The sequence below is a fragment of the Nonomuraea sp. NPDC001831 genome, assembly GCF_042892035.1.
Classification (GTDB): domain Bacteria; phylum Actinomycetota; class Actinomycetes; order Streptosporangiales; family Streptosporangiaceae; genus Nonomuraea.
Map to the genome: position 1 here is coordinate 1 of NZ_JBIATU010000030.1, position 20,075 is coordinate 20,075.

Sequence of the window (20,075 nt, forward strand, 5' to 3'; positions counted from 1 at the left end):
CTCGATCCGCGCCCACGCCCTGTCGGTCAACTCACCGCGTCGCACCACGACAACCATTCAACCGTGCACGTAGATCATTTGTCAGACACTCTCTAAGGGCTGGAACCAACTCTGGCCGTCCCCGGACAACGCCATCAACCACACATCCTCTCCATCGCTCGCATGAAGGGCTTTCGTATGCTTCGGCCGTACGGGGATCAGCGCCATCAGCTCGCCGTCAGCGCCGAGCACGCTGTCGCAGAGGCGGGCGAAGTCGCGACTGGGGCTCTTCAAATCTCGTTCGACCTTGCTGAGCTGGGCCTTGCTGTAGTGGACCCGGTTGGAGAGAGCCGTGAGCGTGAGGCCAGCGGCCAGACGTCGCCTACGCAGCTCCTGACCGAAGCAAGTTGCTTTTTGGACCACCTGACCGCCCTCTCGGCCCGCTGAGCAGTTGAAGTCACTGCCTGCAAGGATGCGCCAGTTGAGCGGCATGGACAAGGGAGGCTGGTCGTTTCCCGTTTCCACTTGTTCCGCGGTCCTCGCGGCTCGTCGAGCGGCCATTCTGAGTCGGCCAGACGGTGGCCCACCTGCCCGCGAGCTCAATCATCAGCGCACTTCTTCTGCGACGAACCACGTCCCCACACCCGCAGCTGAAGAGCGGGAACGCCTTGCAAGATTCCGGCCGCGAGTATCATTTTGACCAGGCCAAACACCCGTCGAGCGATGGACAATGAGAGGTCGTTGCCGAGGCGCCATGCACGTTGGACAGAAACCGCATATCGCGCATCAGTAGATAAGTAGAACTCGAAATGACTCGAGCTCTCCTAAAGCGGGTGCCGCAGGTTCGAATCCTGCCGGGGGCACTCATCTCCACCAGGTATTTGGGCCTCTGACCTGCGGTTTCTCAACCGCAGGTCTTTTGCTTGTAAGCCCCAGTTAGGTCACCAAGGGCAGCCTTATGCAGCCGTAGGACAGAGCTTTGGGGACATACGGGGGATGATCTTGGAAGCGTTTTCCGAGGTCAACAGCGGAATCGGTGACGGTCTGTTGGGACGAACTCGTCGTATCTATGATCGGAATCGTGCAGCGCCTCGCCCTCTTCGATCTAGACAGGACGCTCATAGATCTCGGTGACGCGTTCACGCGGTGGGCGGAGGAGTTCGCCGAGCAGCATCACCTGAGCGGCGAGGACGTCGCCTGGCTCGTCTCCCTGGATCAGGGCGTGCATCCCCATCGAGAGGTGTTCTTCAACGAGGTCCGGCAGCACTTCGCGCTGAGGGAATCAGTCGAGGAGCTTTGGGCCGGCTACCGGCGGCGGATGCCGTACCTCGTGCAGTGCTATCCCGGCGTCCTGTCCGAGCTGGCTGACCTGCGGGCGGCAGGGTGGCGCGTCGGGATCGTCACCAACGGCACGGCGGACAACCAGCTTGGCAAGCTCCAACGAACGGGCCTGGCTGACGCGGTCGATGGCTATGCCGTGTCGGGAGTCGAGGGCGTCAGGAAGCCCGAGACCGGGCTGTTCGAGATCGCCGCGCAGCGGTGCGGAACCGGCCTGGCCCAGGGCGGCTGGATGGTCGGCGACAATCTCATCGCCGACGTCGAAGGAGGCCAGACAGCCGGCCTCCACACGATCTGGATCGATCGCGGGACGTGGCCAGGTCACAAGCATCGGGCCGACCACGTGGTGGCCGGTATCGCCGAGGCATTTGCCGTCATCCGCAACCAGCATCACTGATAGCTCGGCTGAGCGGGTCCGGGGTAGATGACGCCGTCGAGTCCATCCTGAGCTGACCGACGTTACGCTGCGTCCATTTCGAGGAATTGGGCAACTACAACCCTTCGTACATGTACGCAAGGAACCTGCCGTTTGGATCGATTTTTCGGCAAGGATCGCAAATCGGTTGGTTGCCGAGGCAATCGGCACGGGCCGGGTTATCGTCGGTTGGGGGTCCTTAAGGAGCCATACGAGGAGAGATCGGCATGCCTGGTCTTGATCGCGAGGCGATGCAGGCTGCGATGTCCCGCATCCAGAAGCTGTCCGATGACAACTGGTGGGTCCTGCACGCTTCCTGCACCTTGATGGAAGCCCAAGCATGGGTCGGGCCGAGCGGGACCCGTTTCAGCGACACCGTCCACAAGAGCCAGCAGGAGCTGCGCGCGATGCTGGCCAAGGCCGTCTCCTTAGCCCAGGACGAGCTGGCGAGGGCGAAATGAGCTTCAGCGGAGTGAAACTGCCGGAGTTCGACACCCTGGTCACCCGCCACACCGCGGCCGCCATGCAGATCGAAGAACTGGCCTCGTTGCTGTACGGCGAACTCAATGGCGCAGGATTGGATACCGCGCCGGCGGAACGGATCAGGCGACTAGCGACGCAGGTCGGCCAGGAAGCCGAGGACTTGCGCAAACGGCAGAGCATCGTCCGGGAGATGGAACGTGTGAAGGTCCCCCTCGGACCGGCCGCAGCAACGGGAGCCCTCATCGCGATGCCGGACTCTCTCCAACAGGCTCAGGGGCAACTCGACGGCACCTCCGCAGCCAGAGCGGCCAAGGCCGCGGCAGCAGGCGATAAGAACGCGTTGAAGCAACTGCAGGCGTACGTGTCGAAGACGCGCGACGCCACATTCGTCAAGGCGTTCCTCTCCCAACTCGGCGCCAAGGGAGTGACGGAACTGCCCGCCGCGATCGCCGGTCAGCTCAAGGCGGCAGCCTCAGCAGGTGGCACCGGGCAGGCGTCCAAGGAAGCCCGGGAGGCGATGCGACTGCTCGCTACCGCGCTCGCCAAGGGGACCAATCCCAGCGATCCCGCGTACATGGGCGACGCCTTCCTCACCGATCTGGTGAAGCACGGCCGCAGCGAGTTCAAGCTGAACGGCATCTCCTACTTTGGATACCAAGCACAGGCGATGATCTGGCAGGCAAGCGAGGGCAATCCGCCGTTCTCCGAGAAGTTCATGCAGGTTGTCGGACGAGATGCCATCGTCTTCGAGAAGGAGAAGTTCGAAGATCGCTGGAAGGCATCCAAGGACGCGATCGGGAGCGCCCTGGGCAGCCAACAGGTCCCGATGGCGGACCTCGCCACCACGCTCGGCGTGACCCAGTGGATGATTCCCAGGACCCCTACTATCGGCCCGGCAAAACAGCCCATCGACGAGTCGCGGAAGCATCCTGGCTCAGCGGTCATCGACGACCTGTTCCATGCGGCGGCCAGCGATGCGAAGGCTTCACAAGCCCTCCTCAATCACACGCCGGCCGGATGGAAGCAGTCGGTCCTGTCCTACATGCTGACCGACCGCCTCGCCGCATTCCAGTTCCACGGCAACACCGACCCGTTCGCGCAAGCAATGCGGAAGGCGATGACAGGCAAGGACGACACGTCACTGAAACTAACCGGAGAGGCGCTGAACACCCTCAAGGAGCACGCCAAAAGGGTATTCGGGCCAGACGACAACAACCGCCTCTCAATCACCTACCGAAAGCTGTTCGATCAGTTGACCTTCCTCAGGTATCCCGTAGGCAGTGCTTTAGCCGCACATATCGACCAGCTTTACGGCACGTTCGAAACCAAGACCCATGGCTTTTCAGGCATCGACAAGCCTGACATGGATCGACTACTCGTTCTAGTGAGCGGCGACAAGGACGCCGCAACGCAACTTCAAGCTGCCGAAGCTGGCAGGGTGGGCGATCGGGTCAACGATGCCTTCAAGGTAGACGGCGGAAAGCATGTAAAGGACCAGCTCATTCCAGAAGCGAGGGTATTCGGACACCTGGTGGAAGCCCGCAGGCAAGCCTTGCTCGCCAACGCCTGGAGCGACGAGCAGGCCAGAAAGGATCTGAAGGAAACGCTCAACTCCGCATTCTCCGAACTGACTGGGCCGACTGGGAGACTCGGCACCAAGGTGGCGGGAGAGATCGGCGGGAAGATTGGGGAAAAGGGCGCCGAATTGTCGCTGGACACACTCGCCTCATTCATCGCCAAACAGGTGATCGAGGTGGGCGTTACCTCAGGCGACGCGTTGAAGACCTCCGAAAACCAAACCGAGATGGTGGGGTGGCTGATGAAGAGGGCCATCATCAGCGCAAAGATTGCCGCAGGCGATTGGTCCAAGAACGCCATGGAAGCAGTCAAAGGCAAGGGCTTCGCCACCCGCGATCAGCCGCCCCAGATCAGACCCCTTGAGGAGATACTGGCAGAGCCGACGACTTTCGACGACTTCATTGAATGGGCACAACGTTTCACTAATACTGAGAGCACAGCGAACGACTTGCAAACCACCATGGGAAATACCGCCACGACCACTGTCCCCGGAAACCTCAATGTCAGCAGGTACTGACATGCCGCTTCGAGTCGTTCGCGTCCGCCGCAACATTACTGTTGGCCTGGCATTCCTCTTCGCTATGACTACCAGTTGCACCGGTACCCCCACGCAAGTGCCGCCGAGTCCCACCGGAAAGGCTCCCATTAGTCCGGTTACCGACTCTCCACCCTACTGGTGCGACTTTCTTCCACAACAGGCCATCCGTACAATCACCGGGCTCACCATTCCACTCGAGGAGCGCAAGAGCGGAGTACCGGCATCTCATGGGCAATGCTCGCTTCGCAATGAATATGACCGACTCTCGGTGGTGTGGGCCACATTCGGCGGCAAGGAGGCGACGGACCTCGCACAGGAGAACTTCGGAGCCCATCAACTGGCAGGCCTGCCGGCAAATCTCGGTAGCGGGCTCATTTCCTACACCGGTCGCCTGCCTCGCACCAACCCGTACTACACCCATATGCTGTTCCGGTGCGGTGACAAGCATCCGTGGATCAGCGTCGATCTTTCCGAGGTCGCCAAGGGCCGCGACCCAGTCAGCGACCTGACGCAGCTGCTCAGCATCGCCCGGAAGCGGTACGGCGAACTGCATAGATGCACCCCTAAGCCGAGCTGACATGCGTTGACGCTATCCGTAGATCAGATGGCATGCACGGTTACGGATGCGGAACTCGGGACGGGAAGGTGGGAACAGTCCGTCGCATGTTGCGGCGATCAAGGAATCCACTCTCCCCCTACCGCGGTTCTCAGGAACGACGGGCTTTGTCTTCCTTTGACGGCGGGGCGGCGTCGTAATCGTCGTGTGTGGCGTTTCAGGGGCATCGTCGTAACGTTGAAGGGACGCAGTCCCGCGTCGTGCTTCATGACGGTTCCTCTCTCGTCTCACCTTGTTCTTCGACTGCTCGTGATCTGTCTGCGGCACCGCCGAAGGTGAAGGCTTATGGGGAGCAGGCGTGTGCGTCGCCGGTGAGGTGAGCACAGTTGGGCGTGCGGTTGGGCTTTCGCGAGGCCTCGGCATCGAAACGGCTTTCACCTGAGGTGAGGCGTTGTCATTGCCCCACGCGCTTGACCAAATGCCGATGCTGGCGCAGGCCAGGAGGCTGGCGATGTGCACCGAACGGGTCAGACGATCCTGCATTCGCAGAGATGATCTCCCGGGTGGGGCGGGAGTTGAATACGTTCGCCAGTCGAGGGAGTCGGACGCGTTGAGAAGCCGAGGCCGGTTCCGGAGTGGGAGGCCGTAGGGCGGTCGCCGCAATGGGCGGTGCTCTTCTGGGGACGACGCGGAGTGGGCGTGATCGGGGTTCATGGTCCTCCTCTCGTTGCGTGCATGACAGGGTCGCGCAGCGTGACGGGCTTCGGCGGGAACGACGCGCATGGGTGACACCGTGAAACGAAATGGCCCCGGCAGATCCAGGGCCGAAGGTGGGCAAGGGAGGCTATGTGTCGAGGGCGTTGTTGATTTTGCTGTTGATGTGTTCTTGCTGGCCGTCGATGCATTTGGCGTAGACCCGAAGGAGCACGTCCACACTGTGACCAGCGCATTTGGCTACCTCGGGGGCCGGGACGCCCGCGTTCAGCCAGAGGGACACCGCCGCGTGGCGGAGGTCGTACGGTCGTGCTGCCAGTGAGGAGGCGGCCTGTTCTGGGGTGAGAGCCAGCTTGCGGGCTTCCTGCCAGACGTAGGAGTGCGCTGAACTGGAGTAGGTGCCGCCTGTGCCCGTGCTGAAGATCCTGCCGTCCTTGGCCGTGCCGTACTCGGCGACGTGGTCGCGGAGCAAGGTGACCAGGGTGGGCGGAATGGGGATCTCTCGTGTCTCCTTGTCCGCGCGGTGCTTCAGGCTGCGGGACTCGTGGGTCTCGCCGGAGTTGGTCCAGCGTTTTGTGCCTTGGGGACGGGCCTTCTCCAGGACGATCAGGCCCCAGCCTTCCTCAGGAAGGGTGCAGTTCCTCAGCCGGAGGTCGGCCGCCTCCTCTGGCCGGAGAGCGGCGTAATAGATGCAGGCGAACAAGGCTTGGAGTCGAGCGCCCCGCTTGCGGCCCACCTTGGGCAGGGCGTTGAGGAGTTGCCGTGCTTGGGCGGGATTGACCACCGTACGAGGGTCGATGACTGTGACGGCCCTCGGCGCCGTCCATTTGATTTCGTCCAGCGGGTTGGTGTTGAACACCTTCTGCTCTACTGCGTGTTCCAGCAGGTGATGCAGGGTGGCGCGCTTGCGCCGTACCGTGTTCGCCCCCGCTGGAGTGCCGGCGAAGGTGACCGAGATGGCATCGAGGGCCGTACGGAGAACGTGTGCCTCTCCCAGTGCCGAGAGCGGGAGGGACGCCCTCTCCAGCCAGGCCAATGCCGCTGCTTGGGCCGTCGTCAGAGGGGCACGTCTGCCCTCCGGGAGTAGTGCGTGAACCCTGAGTACCTCCCGCAGTTCCTCAGGGGCGGGCCGGCGGGGTGCATCGGACACGAGGGCCGGAATCAGGGTCAGGAGCGCGTACGCGTCCGTCTCGCGGGTCCGGGCCGCCGAGGTGTTCCAGCGCCGGAGAACGTACGCCTGAGCGAACTCCAGGATGGACGGCCCGGAGGATCCGGCGGCGAGCATCGACACCGGCAGGCCGGTGGCGATGTCGAACTCCTCCCCCGCCTTGGCAGCCTGGCGCAGGTCAGAGACGAAGGCGTTGGCCAGGCCCTTGGTCCTGAAGCTCTTGGACTTGGGCTTGCCCGCGACCCGCCAGCGGGCGATGAACGTAGGGGTCTCGCGGTCCGTACGGTGCTGGATTTCGCCGAGCTTCACGTCGTAAGTGGTGTTCATACGGCCCCCCGTCGCGAGTCGAGCCAGGCTGTGAGGTCGCTCCGCCAGACACGGAGTTCGAGGTTGGGCAGTTGGATGCAGACCGGCGCGCGGCCGAGCTCGCGCCAGCGGTAGAAGGTGCGCCGGGAGACGCCGCCCAGTTCGGCAAGAACCTGCGGGACGGTCAGCAGTTCGTCGCGCCTACTCATCTGCGGTCACCAACTGCGTTGCGAGTGGTGTGCCGGTGAGTGCAGCCGCAAGGAGTTGATCTCCGAGGGAGAGTCCTTGTCCGGCGTACTCCCAGTGGGCGACGACGAGGACGGTGTCCTCGTCGAAGAGCGGCAGCCGCCCGTGGCTGATCTCTTCTGTGCGCATGTGTTCTTCGCGGGCGGTGCGGAGTTCGCCGAGGGTGGTGGAGTAGTGGCGGCTCTTGGTGGAGAAGTGGCCGCGGAAGCCGAGCATGTGGGCCCAGTGGGTGAGCCGTAGGTCGGCCAGGTCGGCGTTCTCGCCAAGGCGCATGCAGGAGGCGATCAGCTGGCGGGCGTGGTCGCGGACGGGTAGGGCGTCGAGGTTGTCGAGGGGTTGGATGCGGCGGTCCAGGGTGCCGACGCATTCAGCGGCCTTGGTGGCGTACTTGGCGATGTAGGCGGCGACGGCTTGTTCGGTGAGGTCGCCGTTCATGGTGATGCGGCGGACGTTGAGCTGTGTGCCCCATCGGAACGTTCGGCCCAGCGGCTTGATCTCGGCGGTCACGACGGTTACCGCGTGCTGGACGGCGTCGGCCAGGGCGTCGGCGGTGGCCCAGGCCGGTGGTGGCGAGTTGGGGCCGTCGGGTCCGTCGAGGCGGATGACGGCGTGGAAGTGGACGACGCCGCGACGCTGGTATTCGGCGACTTTGGCGAAGGCGATGGTGACGTGCTGGCGGAGAGCCTTCACAGTGAGGCCGTTGAGGCGGGCGAAGCGGCGGCGTAGGGCGAGGGTGAAGCGGCGCCAGAGTTCGGGGCTGATGGCGTTGAACAGGACTGAGCCGTCGTAGTCGTAGCAGTCGGGGCAGAGCGGTTCGCCGAGACGCGGGTCGTCGGCGTGGTGCCGGTCGGTGCAGGACATGAGCTGTCCGTGCGGGCAGGTCTGGGCGTTGCGGCGGGCGTGGCAGGGCTGGACCTTGCCGTTCTTCTCCCGCCGGGTGTGGACGGCCCCGAAGGAGGGGGCGGTGAGGGTGATGAACAGGCACGGGTGCGAGCTGACGGTTTCGGGGACGCCTTTGCCGCCGATGAGGCCGGCGCGGACGAGTTGGTAGGTGTCGGCGCGGTAGACCTCGGCGCAGGCCGGGCAGCGGGAGGCGCGGCGGGTCTTGCACGGGACGCGCAGGACGCCGCCCGGTTCGCGGTTGGTGCTGTAGCGGTGGAGCAGTTGGCCGGTGGCCTGGTCGTAGTGCTCGACCTTGCCACGCAGGTGGATGGGCTGTCGGCAGCCGCCGGTGCGCTTGATCTGGCAGGCCCAGCGGTCGTAGTCGGGTTGGTGGAGCCGGTCGATCATCCCGGCCACCGCATGAGAGCGAGCAAGGTGGGGCAAGATGGGTTCCGTCCTATCCAGTGACGCTGGTGTGGATGGCCCCCGGCCTGGCGCGGATCTTGGTGGATGTGTGGCCAGGCGGGGGGCGCTACGCGTTATGCGCCGTGGTTGTCGATGCCGCTGCCGTGGCAGTCGGCGCAGGTCTGGTCGTCGGTGATGCCGGTGCCGTTGCAGGTGCAGCAGCAGTAGCGCGGGATCGGGATGGTCACCGGTTGTCCCGAGGGACGATGCGGACGTACACGCGGTACTTGCGCGGGTGAGCGCGGTCCGGGTACGCCCGGGACATCGCGGTGACCGTGAAGACCTCACGCAGGTGGATCAGACCGAGGGTGATCTCTGCGCGGTTACCTTCGAGGCGGATACGCATGTTAATGAGCTCCTAGGTCTCGTCGTGCTGGATGGAGTCGCGGTAGCTGTTCACCGCGTCGTGGCGGGCTTGTGCGGCGGCGAGGATGGCCACGGCCCGGTATTCGACCGGCCCGAAGTGCACGGAGGTCGCGTAGTGGCCATACGGCGAGTTGTCGAATTCGATGGGTGATCCGATCCGGGCGGCGATCTGGTCGATCTCAGCGCGCATGTCCTCGTCGGCTTCGTGGGCGGAGAAGTAGTGGAGGGTCGGGTCGGGCGGAGCCGGTACGTCGGGGTGGGTCTCCAGGAAGATGGCCAGGTTGAGCAGGCCGTTGATCAGTTCTCGGCGGTGGTCGCGCATGACGTTCCTCTCAAGGGATCTCTGGTGTGGTCTCGCAGGGCACGGAGCAGGGTTGAGGCGAGTTGGTCGGACACGCCCAGGCGGGCGCGCAGCAGGTCGCAGGTGATGGGCTTGCCGTGCTTGGTCTGGTGTTCGGCGGCCACGCGGCGGGCGTAGTCGACCAGGGCAGGTGCGGGAGCGGGACCGTCGTCGTCAGCAGGGACGAGCGCGGGACGGTCCTCGTACGCGACGGCTTGGGACGTCTCAGGGACGGACGAGGACGCTTCTGCCCAGGATGAGGACGGCTGTAGGACGTCCCGGGACGGTTCGGTACGGGCAGTGGTGGCACGGCGTTCGAGCATGGAGACCGCGACGAGGAAGGCGGCGGCCGGAGTGGCCGCGGTGATCCAGCCCCAGACGGTCGGGGTGGCTTGTTGCAGGTTCGCGGCCAGGGACAGAACGACGCCTCCGGATAGGACGAGGACGGGCCAGGAGACGAGACCGCGCCGAGCTTTGCCTGTCTTCTTGTCGCGCTGGCGTTCCCGGGCAGCCATGACGCAAGTCAGATCGACACAGACGGCGATGGCCCACGCCATCCAGCCCTGCTGGCCGTTCTCGGTGGCGGTGTCGCGGATGTGGGTGAAGGATCCAGCTCCGGCGATGAGGGCCAGGACGACGACAGGGCCGGTGTCGAGCAGCCAGGCGGCGAAGCGTCGCATCTTGCTCCTCCTCTCCGGCGAGTCAGGCGGTCTGGGAGTCGGGTGTCTGGTGAGGTTGTGCGGCCATGACATCCGCCCACTTCGGCGCTCTGTCGGCGTAGGTGTGGGCGGCGTGTTCGGCGACTTGCTCGCTGACGTAGAAGGATCGGGCCCGGTACCACTGGCCGTCCTGACCGGCGACGATGGCGACACCCGGCGTCTCTGCGGCGATGGCGCGAGCCGAGTCGAGCGCCGCCGGGTCGAGATCGCCGAGGGTCATAGTGGCGGTCTCGGGATCGTTCACCCGGTGGCAGATCCGTCCGGAGCACTGAGCCCGAAGGGCGGTGACACCGGGACCGAGGTCAGAGCCGATGCGCTGACCACAGCAGAACAGGTAGATGCCGAACGCGCGCCCGAGCTGCGCCACCCGAAGCAGCGCGGTCGAGGTTTTGGCGATCTCGTCCTTCTCCGACTTGTCGGCCATCAGATAGAGCTCGGCCAGCTCGTCGACCAGGACCACGACCGGGACCGGACGCATGCCCGGCGGGAGCTGCCAGATGTTGCGGGCCGAGGCCATCCGGCACAAGCCCATCCGATCGGCCATGAGCTCCACCAGGTCGTCGAGCAGTCCCCCGCACTCGGCGCGGCTCGTGGCCAGCGCGGACAACCGCGGCGCGTACGGCGTGAACTCGACTCCGCCCTTGAGGTCGAAGCCGACCAGGGCGACGGGTTGCGGGGCCAGGCCGACGATGAGCGCGTTGGCCAGGTTGGACTTGCCGGACTGGGTGGCGCCGGCGTTCAGCCAGTGCGGGACCGTCCGGAAGTCGACGGTCCAGGGCTTGCCGGTTTCCAGCCGACCGACGGTGACCTTGAGCAATTCCGTCGAGGGTGGCAGGTCATCGACCTGGACCAGCGGATCGCGCAGGGTGACGGCGATCCGTACCCGACCAGGCTTGTCAGAGGAGACACGCACGGCATGCACGCCCCAGGAGTGCGCCAGCCGTTCGGCGGCGTCGGAGTAGTCCGCGGGAATCTGACCTTCAAGGGTGTGCAGCGTGACCCGCCAGCCGTAACGGGTCGGCAGCGGCAGCCACATGAACGGCTTGGTGTCCACGGCGACGCGCTGGAACTTGCGCCGGACGCGGACGACGCCCGTCGAGGCCACCATGCCCGGAACGGTGGTGAACCAGAACCGCTGACGCTTCTTGGTCAGCCCACAGCCGAGGGCAACCTTGCGCCAGGACGCCCGCACGCTGATCGCAGTCAGTGGATAGCCGACGACGAGCCAGAACGACGGGTGATGCCAGCGGCGCCAGGCCCAGAGCCCGGCCGCGACAGCGGCCAGGACTCCGAGCAGGGTATAGAGCTGATCAGACACTGGCTGCCTCCTGCTGCGGGAGCAGGGCGGCGGCCCGGTAGGCGATCCCCCAACGGCCGGCGATCTCCCAGACGTAACCGAGAAGGCCGACCGCGTTGACGGCGTCGCCGGCCTTGATGGGCGGTTCTCCGCTGATACCGATCTTCACGAGCTCGATCCGGCCGAACTCGTCCTCTACCGACACCGTCACCTCGTAGACGGTGTTGCCGTTCTTGTCGGTCTTGATCTCTCCGGTGTCCTTGTTGAGCAACCGCGGGCGCGGCGCCTTCACGCAGGTGATCGCGAGCTTGCTGGTGTCCACAGGGATGGGGACGGTGCGCATGGCGTGAGTTCCTTACGTAGTGACGTTGTGACTCTTAGTACTCATGGAACACTTGGCATTCTAAGTTGTCAAGGGATTCCACGAAGACTTGGTTGGCATGTCGTGCGGGGTGTGCTGAAGTAGAGGCCAGACGACCTCACGGAAGGCGCGGCATGGTCGAGAAGAGCGGTCGCCCCGGCTACCTCCAGATAGCGGACGACCTTCGTACGCAGATCAGAACGGGCTCACTCGCACCCGGCGCTGCGCTGCCCTCGACCGCCCAGCTCGGCCAGCGCTATGACGTGTCCGCCAGCGTGGTCAAGGCCGCGATCAGCGTGCTCCGCACCGAGGGGCTGATCGTCGGCCAGCAGGGCAAGGGCGTGTTCGTACGGGAGGGCGCGGCGGAGTCGCTCCAAGAGCCGGCCTCGTCGGACGTCATGGACCAGCTCTCTCAGATGCGGAGCACTCTGGCGACTCTCGGCGAGCGGATCGCCGACCTGGAGAAGGCCGTGTTCCAAGAGCGGAAGCGATCTCGCTGACCCGACAGGTCAACTCTTCCATCTCCGACCGAATGGCCTGAAGTTCGGCCAGAATTCGCTCGTTTGCGGTCACTCTCGGCACCCCATTTCTGGTGGTTCGTAATCCCCTGCGGGATGCCGTTAGTTCATCGCGTATCGCCGCTGTTGAGTATCACGGAGCGTTAGCTAAGCTTCTGCATTGCTGCCTGCACGGCGGTTACACATGCGCTTACACACGCCCGCCCCTCCAAGCGCGCAAAAGGATGCGATGAAGACAATTCACCGCCCCGGATGGCAACCTCTGCTGCTGCGCCAGTACCGCGAAGCACACGGCCTCACCCTCGAAGCCGCAGGTGACCAGCTACGCCAGGTCGCCGCCCGGCACGGGCTCACCGCGCCGGCCGCGAATTTCCAGACACTCTGGGCACACGAACAGGGATCGGTATATCCCGGGCCTCACTACCGACGAGCCTATTGCCTCCTATACCAGGCAAACGAACCCACACTGGGTTTCCGGCTGCCGCTTCCCGGTGAAATATCCGAAGTGGAAAATTCCATCTCGGATTTGCCCAGCCCACCGACCCCGCCGTGGACAACGCCGCCGCCGAGGTGATCGAACAGGCCCTCGTCAAAGTCTCGGGCGCTCCCACCAACGGCGAGCAGAACGCCCTCCTCAACCGAGTCGTGGACGCCTGGCGACGCCGCCACGGCCAGGGCAGCCCCAAGCCCATCCTCACCCTCGTCGGCGGCTACGCCGGATCCGGCAAGACAGAGTTCTCCCGCTTCCTGTCCGACATCACCGGCTGGGCCTTCCTGGACAAGGACTCCCTGACCCGACCCATGGTCGAGCGCCTGCTGGTCTCCCTCGGCGGCGACCCCCACGACCGGCACACAGAGCTGTACCTGAGCGAGGTCCGCCCACTGGAGTACCGGTGCCTGATGGAGACCGCGTTCGACAACCTCAAGGTCGGCACTTCGGCCATCCTCGCGGCACCGTTCATCGCCGAACTCCAAGACCCCGACTGGATCTCCCGCCTCACCAACCGATGCGCAGCCAAGGGCATCGACGTGGCCGTGATCTGGGTACGCTGCGACGCCGACTCCATGCGCGAGTACATCGAGTTCCGCGGTGCTCCCCGAGACTCCTGGAAGCTCGCCAACTGGCAGACGTACGTCAGCGGCCTCAACTCCGAGACCAGCCCGCCCACCGCCCACATCACCGTCGACAACCGCCTCGGCGCCGCCATCAGCCTTGCCGACCAGACCCGCGAGACCCTGAAGCGGATCCTCACATGAGGGGCATCGTCCTGTACGGACCACCCGCCAGCGGCAAGAGCACCATCACCGCCGCCCTCAGCCGACTCGAACCGCGGTTCGTCCTGGTGCGCAAGCTCAAGGCCGGCAACCAGCGCGGCACCGAGTACGACTTCGTCACCGTCGAGGAACTGGCCAGGCTGCGAGCCGCCGGCCGCCTGCTCCTGGAGACGCGCCGCTACGGCAACACGTACGCCATCGACCGCCACCAGATCGACGAACTGGTCTCATCCGGCCAGGTACCGATCGTCCATCTGGGCACCATCGCCGACATCCGCCGGCTGACCGAGGCAACAGCCTGGCTGGTCATCCTGCTGTGGGTACCGCGGGCGGTCTGCGAGGAGCGCTCGCGACAGCGCCTCGACATAGACACCCCACACCGCTTGGCAGCATGGGACGAGGCATTCGCCGACCTGCACACCCATGGCGAGATCACGTTCCATCACCGATACCGAACGGACCTGATCGTGCCGGAAGAGATAGCGCAGCAAATCGCAAGCGCCTACTACGGCCGCGAAGTGGTGCCGATGGATCAACGCGCGTAGCCGGTGAGGATCTGCATCCATAGCTGCCGAGCAGCCCGAGCAGACATCCATTCGGTCTGAACGACGCGCGGACGGCCGTCCGATGACAAGCGTCGGATGAACGACAACCCGCCGGCCGCGCACAGCTCGTACATCGGAGGCATGCAGGAGCACGTGTGCTCATGGACCCTGATCCGATCGCATCGCCGTACAACGTCTTGCCAGGCCACCTGAAGCACATCCTCCTGAGGAACTGCCAAGTGATGGCTGTGATGGTCGAAGCGCCACGACGGTACGTTCATACCTCGGCCCCCAGCTGCGCCTGCGCGAGAAGCAGCCTGACGAAGGTCTCCAGGTCATCCGCGCTCACCGTCTGCTGCATCCCAGCGTCAACCTCTTTGTCGCTGAGCTGTACACCGCTCCGGCTCCCATAGAAGGCGCCTGCGTCACTCTGGAAGAAGGACCAGCCGGGAAGCAGGCGCGAAGCGCTACAAGACAGTGACTCTTGGTTGCCATGTCATGAGCGTAGAAGTTGCATGCGAAGCCTGTCTACCCCTAGGGATACCGAGGGATATCGATAGATCCCTATAGGCGAGTGACGACCCTTGAAGTCCCCTTTCTACGCTTGGGCCTCATGATCGAATTTGAGCCGGACCGCCCCCGCTGGCAGCAGGTCGCCGACGTCCTCCGCGGACGCATCAGCAGCGGCGAATACCCGCCAAAGTACCTCGTCTCGGAAGTCCGCCTCGTCCAGGAGTTCGGCGTAGCCCGCGACACCATCCGCAAGGCGATCCGCCAGCTGCGCGACGAAGGGCTGATCTACACCGTGCCGAACCTCGGCAGCTTCGTCAGCCCACCCGGCGAAGCCGAATCCACGAAAAGCTAAGCCCCGGCACATTGGCGGAGTACTCTCCCCGAGCATGAGCCGCCGGATCGACTACTACGACGCCCCAGACGCCCCTCTGCCGAACAGCCTCGTGCCCTCGGTCAATGTGGCCGTCACCAACGAGGCCGGCGCCCTGCTCCTGATCCGCCGTAGCGACAACGACAACTGGGCCCTTCCCGGAGGTGCCATCGACCTCGGCGAGTCCATCCCCGCCGCAGCCATCCGTGAGACCTTGGAAGAGACGGGAATCACCTGCGAGATCACCGGGATCGTCGGCACGTACAGCGACCCTAGGCACGTCATCCTCTACACCAGCAACGGGGAGGCGCGACAAGAGTTCTCCATCGTGCTCACGGCACGCCCGACCGGGGGCGAGCCAACTCCGAGCACAGAGTCTCGCGAGGTCCGATGGGTAGCGCGACAGGACATCGAGAGCCACCCGATGGATCGGTCAATGCGCATGCGCATCAACCACTACCTCGAAGCAGCAGACCCGTACATCGGCTGAGACCTGAGACAACCGGCATGGAGCCATAGCCGAGCACGATGGCGATCAGACAGACTCGTTGACAACTCGCAGGTCAGATGCGTGATCCACGATGTCAACCTTCAGTTGATGCTTGACGGTTTGGCATCGGTTGATGCTTCACACCGTGCCTAGATCTCGTAGTCGATATGGCCGCTGGCTCGCAGCCGGTTGACCTCCTTGACGATGGTGCGCGGGTGGACCGACAGCAGCTGGCCCTCGAACAGCACCCGCAACTGCGTCTCCTCCAGGACCACGGTGACGACCTTGCCCCGGTGCACCTGGCCGACCTGGATCTTGCAGCCAGCCACCTTCAGGCTGCCGTTGCTGGACACCACCCGCTCCACCCGCGGGAAGCGGCCAGGGGCGGCTGGAGGTGTGCTGGCCAGCCGTACGCCGTGCAAGCGTCCGCGCTGCGCCGGGGCCAGCGGGGACGGCTTGGTGCGCACCAGCACCCCATCGGCGATCACCTGAACGGTTCGCGCATCGATCCGCAAGGTCACCCGCTTGCCGGCCAACGGCAGGCCGACGCTCAGCAACTGGCCGGCCAGGCCCACGCACCCGGCGTTGTTGACCTGCCGGTCGACCTCCACCACCACATCGGCCGGCAACGGGCCCACAGGCAGCGCGTTCGCCGGCAAGGCCCGCCCCGCCCGTCCGCCGCCGGCCATCAACCCGCCCAGGTCGGCGCTGGTCAGCGTCACCGGATGCGTCTTGAGCCGCTCATCGCCGGCAAAGACATGCATGGTGGTGCTGCTGGCCCAGATGGTGACCTGCTGCCCTGCCCGCGCCCGGCCCAGCCAGATCTGGCGCCCGCACGCGCCCAGGTTGCCGCTCGGCGGCACCGTGCGCTCGAACTCCACCGCCACCGGCACCGCTGACGGCACCGCTGCCGTCACCATGTCGCGACCGGCGGGCGCGTCCGGCCCAGCAGCGGGGCGGTCAACCCTGGCCGGCGCGCTGGGCAGTACCGCCAGGTCGGTCGGCAGGCGCAAGGAAGGCTCTTCGTCGCTGCGTTTGTCGGCTTGTGCTGTCGGGCCGGTGAAGCAACTGGCCGGGGTGGCCATGTCGAGCGCCTGATGCGGCCGCACCGTGTTGTAGTCGGCCACCCAGGCATCCAGCGCCAGCTGCGCCTGCTCCAGACTGTCGAACGGCCCGCACGCGGCCAGAAACTCCTCCCGCACGGTCCGGTGCCAGCGCTCCACCTTGCCCGTCGTGGTCGGCGAGCGCGGCCGGGTCGTGCGCGCCGTGATGCCGTTCTCCCGGCAGATCCGCTCGAACAACACCTCGCTCGGCCGCGGCTGAGTGAACCGGCCGGTGAACTGCTTGCCGTTGTCGGTGAGCACCTCCTCCGGCACCCCGAAGGCCCGCATCGCCTCGGCGAAGGCCCGGCACACCGCCCGCGCAGAAGGGCGCGCCACCAACCGCGCGATCACCACGAACCGGGAATGGTCGTCGATCCCGGAGATCAGCTTCAGCTCCCGGCCGTCGAGGAGCATCACCCCGCCCATGATGTCCAGCTGCCATAACTCCATCGGCCGCTCACGCTGCCAGCGCACATACGACGACCGCGGCCGCCGCCGCGCGCCAGGCACGACCAGCCCGTTCCGCACCAGAATCCGATACAGGGTGACCAGCGACGGCACCGGCACCACATCGCGCCGCTCCAGCTCGTAAGCCAGCCGCTGCGGACCCCACCGAGGATGCGAACGTCGCAGCTCACACACCAAAGCCTCCACCGAAACGGCCGTCTGATGCGGACACTGCTCTGGCCGATGGGATCGATCGGCCAGCCCTGCCAGCCCGCCGGCACGATAGCGACGCAGCCACGCGTGCACCGACTGCCGCGACACCCCATGCCGTTCGGCGACCTCGACCACCGGACAGCCCGCCTCTACTTCCAACACAGCGCGATACCGCTGCTCCATGACGCTCAACTCCACCAGCGCCAACCCGACCTCCCAGATGATCGTCACCGATCACCAGGAACGCAGGTCAGCCGAAGGGGTGTAAAGCATCAACCGAAGCTCAGGTGTCAAGCATCAACCGGAGCAGGACAATGCGTGATCCACGATTGGATGAGGACTTTCTCCACGGCTTCAAGGCAGCCCGCCTGCGGCGGGCTGCCGCGCGCTCGGGCGGTCGCTGGCCGCGCTGCGGCTCTCCGGCCGATCACGGCCAGCGCCGCCAGCGCGCACAGCCGAGCCGATGAAGGAAGCAGATCCAGCTGCTATCAATGAGCCGTTTTCATCCCCGTGCGGCGGGCTGCTGATCACAGCATGATCGCAAGGTCGATATTCGCCTGATGACATGGCGAAACCCCTGGTAGACGGGGTGATCACCACAATCACATCCGTCACAACCAGGGGCCTCGGATGCTGTTCTATCGTGCTGCCGTCGATTTGTCGCGCTCAACCCTGAACTACGTCGCCGGCCTCATCCGCCGGCACCGCAAGGCCATCGGCTCCACCTGGCGGCTGCTCAACCCAGGACAGCAGGCCCTGCTCGTGCTGGTCTACCTGCGCAAGGGAGAGACGTTCCCCGAACTCGGAGGCGGATTCGGGATCTCCACGACGACGGCGTGGCGGTATGTCGAAGAGACGATCAAGCTGCTGTCGGCGCGCTCACCCAAACTCGGACAAGCACTGCGCCGGGCCAAGCGCGATGGCCCGCACTACCTGGTGCTGGACGGCACGCTGATCCCCATTGACCGGGTCGCCGCCGACCGGCCGTACTTCTCCGGCAAGCATCGCGTGCACGGCATGAACATCCAGGTCATCGCCACACCGGACGGCACCATCCTGTGGGCCTCGGGTGCGCTGCCGGGCAAGACCCACGACCTCAGCGCCGCCCGCATCTGGGGCATCCTGCGCGCCCTGGAACAGGCCGGGATCATCACCCTGGCCGACAAGGCCCATCAGGGGGCCGAAGGGCCGGTCCGCACCCCGTACAAGGGCAAGAACAAACCCGAGTCCCAGAAGCGAGCCAACCGCTCCCACGCCAGGCTCCGCGGCCCCGGCGAGCGCGCGAACGCCCAGCTGAAGAGCTGGAAGATTCTGCGGAAGCTACGGTGCTGTCCTTCCAAGGCCGGGCACCTGTGCAAGGCCATCGCCGTCCTCAGAACCACCGCGTTGCGCAGGCGGCATGAGGATGAAAAGCGTTCACTGTAGAGGTGGGCTTGCTGCCGCGCCGCTTCCGGTGCTCGGGCCTGGCGGCCCTGCGCTCCGGGTCGGCTTGCCACCGGATACGAGGGTTGCTGTGGTCTGCTGTACAGCAGAGGGGTACAGCAACACCGCCTCACGCAGCCTGATGGTCCCGTACGCCGTCGCACGGTTGAACAGCAGCGTCGGTCCTCGACCACGGTCCTCCGCTTCACTCGCAATGAAGTGTTCCGCCGAGGCCCCAACGATCGCCGGCTCCGGTCCTCACCGTAGGTGGTGGGGTGATCGTCTTGATAAGAGATGATAAGTGGGCAGCCCATGGAAGGGCTGTCGCCTCTCGGCCCGGCGAGTGCATGGCCTGCGATCGGATCACCGCTCGATGGGGCGCTTGCAGCGGCGCCGGCTCTGCCGGGACGAGGGCGTCAAAATGGGCAGCAGGACATCGCCAATCCCGAGAGCCGCCGCACCGGCGACGAGCATCCCCCAACGCGGGTCGATCGAGTTAGCGGATACGCCTCCTTCGACGAGGTGCTCGCCCACGAAGACCCCATAGCCGTAGGCCGAACCTCAGCAAGGACCGGCCCGACCTGCTCAAGAGCTCCGCATCATCTACCCAAGCGAAGAAGGAACGTCTTGTACCTTCGCTATCGGCATCGAGATGACGGGGCGACTGCTGACTGCTTCCCACGTCATCGATCAGATTTTCCATCAATGGCAACTAGAATAGTCGCCGCAATCATTTCCAGAGTCTCCACAGCGTCCATCGCCTCCTGCGCGGTGATAGGGCGCCTACGGTTACCCACCGGGTCACGATCGGTTTCGTGAGCGATCTTGTTGCGCCGCCAGACGATGGCGCCGATCAGTCGCCGCACCGCCTTGACGGTCACCTTCCCATCATGCGAGGAACGCTCACTGTTTATGATATTAACGACCCTGTCCCACAAAGATATGTCGCTGACGATCGCGAAGCCGTCCCTGATGTCGTCGGGCCCCTGGTAGGTCTTGCGGCCGACGACCCGCCTGAGATGGCGACGGAGAGCTTCGTCAAGCGGCACGGAGCCGTGGTGGACGCCCTCGAAGAGCTCCATAGGGATGGCGAATTCGCGGAATTTGCGTGGCTTGTGAACCCCCGGCTGCTGGGCGAGCAGGATGGCGCGGTGGTAGACCTCTTGGTGGACCCAGTGGTCCAGGGCAGCGACCGCCTGCACCCAAGCCGCCCGGTAGAGGTCTCCTACGTCGAAGCTAGATACGCCGACTCCGGTCAGATCTCTGCCAGCTTGAACGAGTTGCTTGGCGTAGTCCAGGTTCCGTTCGAAGTCGAGGAACGCCTGAGTCTTTGGCGGGTAGTCCGGCACGCACGCTCCTTGCGAGGGGTGACTTCGAAAGCCATAGGGTACGCCGCGGAGGCGACAATTCTGTGATCAAATCGTTCCA

Annotated in this window: 21 protein-coding genes; 10 read left to right on the plus strand and 11 right to left on the minus strand. The window is 65.0% G+C overall.

Going from position 1 to position 20,075, the window contains the following annotated elements:
• Positions 1 to 81 precede the first annotated feature (81 nt).
• Entirely contained in the window at positions 82 to 471 is a 390-nt protein-coding gene (locus ACFYYW_RS47535) for a helix-turn-helix domain-containing protein (RefSeq protein ID WP_387660788.1), read from the minus strand.
• Positions 472 to 1,060: 589 nt separating this feature from the next.
• Here ACFYYW_RS47535 and ACFYYW_RS47540 point away from each other — a divergent pair.
• The 4 genes from ACFYYW_RS47540 (at position 1,061) to ACFYYW_RS47555 (ending at position 4,908) form a co-directional block, all read left to right on the plus strand.
• Positions 1,061 to 1,714 carry an HAD family hydrolase gene (locus tag ACFYYW_RS47540; protein ID WP_387660794.1) on the plus strand — a complete coding sequence of 218 codons (654 nt, stop codon included), beginning with the start codon at positions 1,061 to 1,063 and terminating at the stop codon, positions 1,712 to 1,714.
• A gap of 245 nt (positions 1,715 to 1,959) precedes the next feature.
• Entirely contained in the window at positions 1,960 to 2,193 is a 234-nt protein-coding gene (locus tag ACFYYW_RS47545) for a hypothetical protein (protein ID WP_387660798.1), read from the plus strand.
• Positions 2,190 to 4,310: a hypothetical protein gene (locus tag ACFYYW_RS47550; RefSeq protein ID WP_387660800.1), complete on the plus strand. Its 2,121-nt coding sequence runs from the start codon at positions 2,190 to 2,192 to the stop codon at positions 4,308 to 4,310. The genes ACFYYW_RS47545 and ACFYYW_RS47550 overlap by 4 nt, the downstream gene beginning before the upstream one ends.
• Before the next feature lie 292 nt (positions 4,311 to 4,602).
• Positions 4,603 to 4,908, plus strand: coding sequence for a hypothetical protein (locus ACFYYW_RS47555; protein ID WP_387660803.1), 306 nt, complete (start codon positions 4,603 to 4,605; stop codon positions 4,906 to 4,908).
• Positions 4,909 to 5,731: 823 nt separating this feature from the next.
• Here ACFYYW_RS47555 and ACFYYW_RS47560 read toward each other — a convergent pair.
• The 8 genes from ACFYYW_RS47560 to ACFYYW_RS47595 form a co-directional block, all read right to left on the minus strand.
• Positions 5,732 to 7,096 (minus strand): tyrosine-type recombinase/integrase, encoded by a 1,365-nt coding sequence (locus ACFYYW_RS47560; RefSeq protein ID WP_387660806.1) that lies wholly within the window; start codon positions 7,094 to 7,096, stop codon positions 5,732 to 5,734.
• On the minus strand, positions 7,093 to 7,284 hold the full coding sequence (locus tag ACFYYW_RS47565) for a helix-turn-helix transcriptional regulator (protein ID WP_387660809.1): 192 nt from the start codon (positions 7,282 to 7,284) through the stop codon (positions 7,093 to 7,095). The genes ACFYYW_RS47560 and ACFYYW_RS47565 overlap by 4 nt, the downstream gene beginning before the upstream one ends.
• The gene (locus ACFYYW_RS47570) at positions 7,277 to 8,611 is read right to left on the minus strand and encodes a replication initiator (RefSeq protein ID WP_387660812.1); all 1,335 of its coding nucleotides are present in this window, start codon (positions 8,609 to 8,611) and stop codon (positions 7,277 to 7,279) included. The genes ACFYYW_RS47565 and ACFYYW_RS47570 overlap by 8 nt, the downstream gene beginning before the upstream one ends.
• A gap of 241 nt (positions 8,612 to 8,852) precedes the next feature.
• Positions 8,853 to 9,014, minus strand: a complete 162-nt coding sequence (locus ACFYYW_RS47575; RefSeq protein WP_357696279.1) for a hypothetical protein — start codon at positions 9,012 to 9,014, stop codon at positions 8,853 to 8,855.
• Between the two features lie 12 nt (positions 9,015 to 9,026).
• On the minus strand, positions 9,027 to 9,356 hold the full coding sequence (locus ACFYYW_RS47580) for a hypothetical protein (protein ID WP_357696281.1): 330 nt from the start codon (positions 9,354 to 9,356) through the stop codon (positions 9,027 to 9,029).
• Entirely contained in the window at positions 9,332 to 10,054 is a 723-nt protein-coding gene (locus tag ACFYYW_RS47585; protein ID WP_387660816.1) for a DUF2637 domain-containing protein, read from the minus strand. The genes ACFYYW_RS47580 and ACFYYW_RS47585 overlap by 25 nt, the downstream gene beginning before the upstream one ends.
• Positions 10,055 to 10,076: 22 nt before the next feature.
• Positions 10,077 to 11,411, minus strand: coding sequence for an FtsK/SpoIIIE domain-containing protein (locus ACFYYW_RS47590; RefSeq protein ID WP_387660819.1), 1,335 nt, complete (start codon positions 11,409 to 11,411; stop codon positions 10,077 to 10,079).
• Positions 11,404 to 11,733: a hypothetical protein gene (locus tag ACFYYW_RS47595; RefSeq protein WP_357696286.1), complete on the minus strand. Its 330-nt coding sequence runs from the start codon at positions 11,731 to 11,733 to the stop codon at positions 11,404 to 11,406. The genes ACFYYW_RS47590 and ACFYYW_RS47595 overlap by 8 nt, the downstream gene beginning before the upstream one ends.
• A 152-nt stretch (positions 11,734 to 11,885) precedes the next feature.
• Between ACFYYW_RS47595 and ACFYYW_RS47600 the strand changes: the two genes are divergently transcribed.
• From ACFYYW_RS47600 to ACFYYW_RS47620, 5 genes are all read left to right on the plus strand, one after another.
• Complete coding sequence (locus tag ACFYYW_RS47600; protein WP_357999276.1) at positions 11,886 to 12,251, plus strand: winged helix-turn-helix domain-containing protein; 366 nt, start codon at positions 11,886 to 11,888, stop codon at positions 12,249 to 12,251.
• Positions 12,252 to 12,818: 567 nt separating this feature from the next.
• Complete coding sequence (locus ACFYYW_RS47605; protein WP_387660823.1) at positions 12,819 to 13,526, plus strand: AAA family ATPase; 708 nt, start codon at positions 12,819 to 12,821, stop codon at positions 13,524 to 13,526.
• Positions 13,523 to 14,089 carry a guanylate kinase gene (locus ACFYYW_RS47610; RefSeq protein ID WP_387660826.1) on the plus strand — a complete coding sequence of 189 codons (567 nt, stop codon included), beginning with the start codon at positions 13,523 to 13,525 and terminating at the stop codon, positions 14,087 to 14,089. Before ACFYYW_RS47605 ends, ACFYYW_RS47610 begins: the two co-directional genes overlap by 4 nt.
• Before the next feature lie 613 nt (positions 14,090 to 14,702).
• Positions 14,703 to 14,954: a winged helix-turn-helix domain-containing protein gene (locus ACFYYW_RS47615; RefSeq protein ID WP_357696295.1), complete on the plus strand. Its 252-nt coding sequence runs from the start codon at positions 14,703 to 14,705 to the stop codon at positions 14,952 to 14,954.
• A gap of 34 nt (positions 14,955 to 14,988) precedes the next feature.
• The gene (locus tag ACFYYW_RS47620) at positions 14,989 to 15,462 is read left to right on the plus strand and encodes an NUDIX hydrolase (RefSeq protein WP_387660829.1); all 474 of its coding nucleotides are present in this window, start codon (positions 14,989 to 14,991) and stop codon (positions 15,460 to 15,462) included.
• 149 nt (positions 15,463 to 15,611) lie between these two features.
• On the opposite strand, the gene ACFYYW_RS47625 is transcribed toward ACFYYW_RS47620, so the two are convergent.
• The gene (locus tag ACFYYW_RS47625; protein WP_387660889.1) at positions 15,612 to 17,417 is read right to left on the minus strand and encodes an IS481 family transposase; all 1,806 of its coding nucleotides are present in this window, start codon (positions 17,415 to 17,417) and stop codon (positions 15,612 to 15,614) included.
• A gap of 438 nt (positions 17,418 to 17,855) precedes the next feature.
• Here ACFYYW_RS47625 and ACFYYW_RS47630 point away from each other — a divergent pair, with 438 nt between their 5' ends.
• Positions 17,856 to 18,650, plus strand: coding sequence for a transposase family protein (locus ACFYYW_RS47630; protein ID WP_387660832.1), 795 nt, complete (start codon positions 17,856 to 17,858; stop codon positions 18,648 to 18,650).
• 680 nt (positions 18,651 to 19,330) lie between these two features.
• On the opposite strand, the gene ACFYYW_RS47635 is transcribed toward ACFYYW_RS47630, so the two are convergent.
• Complete coding sequence (locus ACFYYW_RS47635) at positions 19,331 to 19,996, minus strand: hypothetical protein (RefSeq protein WP_387660834.1); 666 nt, start codon at positions 19,994 to 19,996, stop codon at positions 19,331 to 19,333.
• Positions 19,997 to 20,075 lie beyond the last annotated feature (79 nt).

Bases quoted from the DNA above. Each gene is read 5' to 3' on its own strand.
- ACFYYW_RS47535 (WP_387660788.1), bottom strand. From the start codon at position 471: ATGCCGCTCAACTGGCGCATCCTTGCAGGCAGTGACTTCAACTGCTCA.
- ACFYYW_RS47545 (WP_387660798.1), top strand. From the start codon at position 1,960: ATGCCTGGTCTTGATCGCGAGGCGATGCAGGCTGCGATGTCCCGCATC.
- ACFYYW_RS47550 (WP_387660800.1), top strand. From the start codon at position 2,190: ATGAGCTTCAGCGGAGTGAAACTGCCGGAGTTCGACACCCTGGTCACC.
- ACFYYW_RS47560 (WP_387660806.1), bottom strand. From the start codon at position 7,096: ATGAACACCACTTACGACGTGAAGCTCGGCGAAATCCAGCACCGTACG.
- ACFYYW_RS47565 (WP_387660809.1), bottom strand. From the start codon at position 7,284: ATGAGTAGGCGCGACGAACTGCTGACCGTCCCGCAGGTTCTTGCCGAA.
- ACFYYW_RS47570 (WP_387660812.1), bottom strand. From the start codon at position 8,611: ATGATCGACCGGCTCCACCAACCCGACTACGACCGCTGGGCCTGCCAG.
- ACFYYW_RS47575 (WP_357696279.1), bottom strand. From the start codon at position 9,014: ATGCGTATCCGCCTCGAAGGTAACCGCGCAGAGATCACCCTCGGTCTG.
- ACFYYW_RS47580 (WP_357696281.1), bottom strand. From the start codon at position 9,356: ATGCGCGACCACCGCCGAGAACTGATCAACGGCCTGCTCAACCTGGCC.
- ACFYYW_RS47585 (WP_387660816.1), bottom strand. From the start codon at position 10,054: ATGCGACGCTTCGCCGCCTGGCTGCTCGACACCGGCCCTGTCGTCGTC.
- ACFYYW_RS47595 (WP_357696286.1), bottom strand. From the start codon at position 11,733: ATGCGCACCGTCCCCATCCCTGTGGACACCAGCAAGCTCGCGATCACC.
- ACFYYW_RS47600 (WP_357999276.1), top strand. From the start codon at position 11,886: ATGGTCGAGAAGAGCGGTCGCCCCGGCTACCTCCAGATAGCGGACGAC.
- ACFYYW_RS47610 (WP_387660826.1), top strand. From the start codon at position 13,523: ATGAGGGGCATCGTCCTGTACGGACCACCCGCCAGCGGCAAGAGCACC.
- ACFYYW_RS47615 (WP_357696295.1), top strand. From the start codon at position 14,703: ATGATCGAATTTGAGCCGGACCGCCCCCGCTGGCAGCAGGTCGCCGAC.
- ACFYYW_RS47620 (WP_387660829.1), top strand. From the start codon at position 14,989: ATGAGCCGCCGGATCGACTACTACGACGCCCCAGACGCCCCTCTGCCG.
- ACFYYW_RS47630 (WP_387660832.1), top strand. From the start codon at position 17,856: ATGCTGTTCTATCGTGCTGCCGTCGATTTGTCGCGCTCAACCCTGAAC.